The sequence below is a fragment of the Rhodopseudomonas sp. genome, assembly GCF_048594845.1.
In the GTDB taxonomy this organism is placed as follows: domain Bacteria; phylum Pseudomonadota; class Alphaproteobacteria; order Rhizobiales; family Xanthobacteraceae; genus Rhodopseudomonas.
The window spans coordinates 1-3,526 of the sequence record NZ_JBMDXE010000096.1; the positions used below are offsets into that span (position 1 = coordinate 1).

Sequence of the window (3,526 nt, forward strand, 5' to 3'; positions counted from 1 at the left end):
CGAACACGCTGGGATGGAACGAGGCGATCAGGCCGAGCTCCTTGCGGGATTCCTGCTTGCCGTGCTGGGCGACGCCGAAGCGCGACAGATCGGAGTCTTGCCCGGTGAGGCTGGCGGTGGAGGTCTGGCCACCCGTGTTGGAGTAAGCACCGGTGTTCAACACCACGACCTTGATCGGCGTCTTGGTGGCGAGCAGCCGCGACAGCGCGCCGAAGCCGATGTCGTAGGTGGCGCCGTCGCCGCCCATGCTCAGCACGGTCGGTAGCATCTGGCGCTCTTCCGGCGTGAACTCGTTCCAGCCGAAGTAGCGGAAGTAACCGTCGTGCTTGGCGGGGTCGTAAGCGTCGGCCAGTTCGAGCTTGGCCACGCGCAGCGCGCGGAAATCTTCCGTCGCCTTGGCGGTGAGACCTTCGAAGATGCCCTTCGCCACCGCCGGCGTATCCTGGAACAGGCTGTTCACCCACGGATCAGTGTAGGGGTTGAACGGGAACGTCGAGGCGTAGACGCTCGAGCAGCCGGTGGCATTGGCGATCACCATGCCGGACGGGCCGTTGCCGGTCGGGCCGCTTTCATAGAGATACAGCCGCTTCTCCAGCGTCTTCAGGGTGGCGTCGATGCGCGCGACGCGGGCCGCGTCGGCGGCGACCTCGGCGCGCTTGGCGCTGAGCTGATCGATCAGGCTCTCCAACTCGCGGGTGTGATCCTTGCGGCGCTTGTCGTGGATGGCGTGGTTGGTCGAGGTGACCAGACGGATCGCGGTGACTTCGCCGCAGCCGCGGCAGGCGCCGTGGCCGCCGGTGGTCGCGTAGTAATTGGCGCGATCGAGCATCAGGCGCTTGGTCTCGCCTTCCGGCTTGGTCGCGCTCTCGGTGAACCGCGCCGGGGTGTTCGGGGTGCGGCTGAGGAATTCGAACCGGGCCTGGAGCTGCTCCAGCATCGGCTCGTCCTGCTCACGATCGACCAGCGCGCCGGGGCCGCAGACGTCGATACATTCGAGACAGCCCGAGCACTTCCACGGGTCGACGCTCACCGAATACAGGCCGCCGGTGCCCGGCTGGCTCTTTTCCATCGCGTCGAAGAACGGCCGGGTGCGGGCCACCGGATACACCGACAGCGCCGCCGACAGCTTGCCGAAGTTGCGGTTCAGCGTGGCGTTGTCGAGCTTCAGCGCTTCGGCAGCCTGCGCCACGATGTCGTGGAACGGCTTGTCGTCGTTGCCGGAGCGATACACGTCACGGATCGCCTCGGTCAGCGCCGGCACCTTCTCACGCAAGCTGTCTTGCTGAGCCGGCGCGATGTCAAGCTGCTTGATTGCGGTCAGCAGCAGTTCGTGGATGTCGTGCACCGCGTTGGGGATCGCCGCATCGGGGCAGACCAGCGCGCATTCCATGCAGCCGGTGCACAGGTCGGCCTTGAACTCCGGCACGTTGCGGCGGAACAGGCCCTTGTCCTTGGCGGCCGCGGAGCCGGCCGGCATGAACATGCCGATGCCCGGCAGCACCGGCGCTTCGGCGATGGTGCCGTCGCGGAACGGGCCGGCCAGCACGTCGTCGTAGTACTCCGGATCGAGGAAGCCCGCGGCCGAAGCCGGCGCCGCGACGCGGCACATCGAGGCCGAGATCGAGGCGTCGCGCTTGGCCTTCGGGGCGGCCTTGATGGCGTCCTCGCCGAATTCGGTGGCGTCGTAGTCGACCTTGTGGGTGGCCTCGAGACCCTCGCGGATCACCGCCATGTTGCCCTCGACGATGTCGCCGCCCTTGGCGCCGAACTTCTTCGAGATCTGCTGGCGGATCTTGTTGAGCATCGCGTCCTGCGAGGCGTCGGCGACCACGCGGTCGACATTGCCGCACACCGCGCCGATGAAGGCGATGCCCATCATGCGGGTTTCGAGTTCGGCGGTCGGCGCATGGCGCTTGGCCACCGCGAACGCGTCGATCACGTAGAACTTGATGGCCTTGTCGCGGATGGTCTGGCGCGCCTTGGCCGGCAGATCACGCCACACTTCGAGCGGCGACAAATTGGTCTGCAGGATGAAGGTGCCGCCTGCAACGAGCCCGCGCAACGGGTTGGTGTGCACGAACACCTTATGATCCGGTGAGATCACGATCTCGACGTCTTCGAGCTCGGCGTTGGTGATCTTCACCGGCTCGGGCGACAGCGTGATGTAGTAATTGGTCGGAGCACCGCTCTTTTCCGAGCCGTATTTGGGCGCCGACTTCGAATGCATGTCGAGCGCGCCGGCTAGGATGTCGGTCAGCAGCTTGCCGGACGCAATGGTGCCGTAGCCGCCGATCGAGTGGAAGCGGATGCGGAACGCCGACGGCGGCAGCAAGTTCGGGTTCGGCCCGGTCTCCAGCGCCATGTACTGCGTCTCGGGATAGGCCGCCCTCAGCTTGGCCTGCATCGCTTCCATGCGCGGCGACGTGTTCTCGGTGAAGAATTTCGTGCCGAGATACACGAACGGCGCCGAGTCCTGCTTCTCCATATTGGCGTAGCAGGCGATCAGGTCGCGCGGCTGCAGATCGTGGCCGCCGAGGCCGAAGATCGCGGTGGTGATCTTCGGCAGCTTGGTCAGCGCCGGGATGCCGGCATGACGCACGCCGGCGTCGCCGTTCTCGCGCGCCTTGCACAGTGCCTGGGTCACGAGCTGGGTCAGCGCGGTGACGTCCGAGCGCTCCAGCACGGTGACGGCGGTCTTTCCAGCGAGCGCTTCGACCAGTTCGGCTTCGGGGAACGGCTGCAGCATCTTGATCGACACCACGCCGACCTTCTTGCCCTGCGAGCGCAAGTACGCCGCGACGGCTTCGGCGTCGTCGGTGACCGAGCCGAGGCCGACCACGACGTGCTCGGCGTCGTCGCACATATAAGTCATCACCGGCTTGTATTCGCGGCCGGTCAGCGCCGCGTATTCGGCCATCGCTTCTTTGACGAAGCGCGGCACCGAATTGACGAAGTGGGTGCGATGATCGACCGCGCCGGCCTGGAAGTCCGGCTGGTTCTGCACGCCGCCGGTCAGGCCCGGATTGTCGATGTCGACCAGCGCCGGCACGAGCTGGCGAGTCCCCTTCTCGGGCGCGTTGATCCACTGCCGCTTCCACGGCCCGCGCAGTTCTTCGGGCACATAAGCGAGCGTCTCGGCGACGATGGCGCCGTCATTGTCGGCTTCGATCGCATCCGCATTGTCGTCGAGGAATTTCTTGAGCGCCGCCAGATCGGCCGCGACGAAGTCGGTGTCGTGGCGCAGCAGATACTGCTTGAGCTGGAACACGCGGCCCTTGGCACCGAACAGCATCTCCTGCGCCACGGTTGGGCACTTGATGCGGCCGGCCGGATCGCCGAGGAATTCGCGCAGCAGGTCCGGCTCCGGCATCAGCGCTTCGGACAGCATGTGCGAGGTCGCAAAGCCGTCCATCGCGTTGGCGACCGGGATCAGCGACATCGCGGCGACCTTATAAGAGATCGCGGCGAGGTCGGCGGCTTCCTGCGGATTGGAGCCGAACAGGATGGTGTAGCCCGACGACAGCAG

The 3,526-nt window shown here is 66.1% G+C and carries 1 protein-coding gene; it reads right to left on the reverse strand.

What is annotated here, in order from left to right; genetic code table 11:
• Positions 1–3,526 (reverse strand): 2-oxoacid:acceptor oxidoreductase family protein (locus ACOJTD_RS05680; RefSeq protein ID WP_420131956.1); only part of this gene is annotated, 3,526 nt, incomplete at both ends.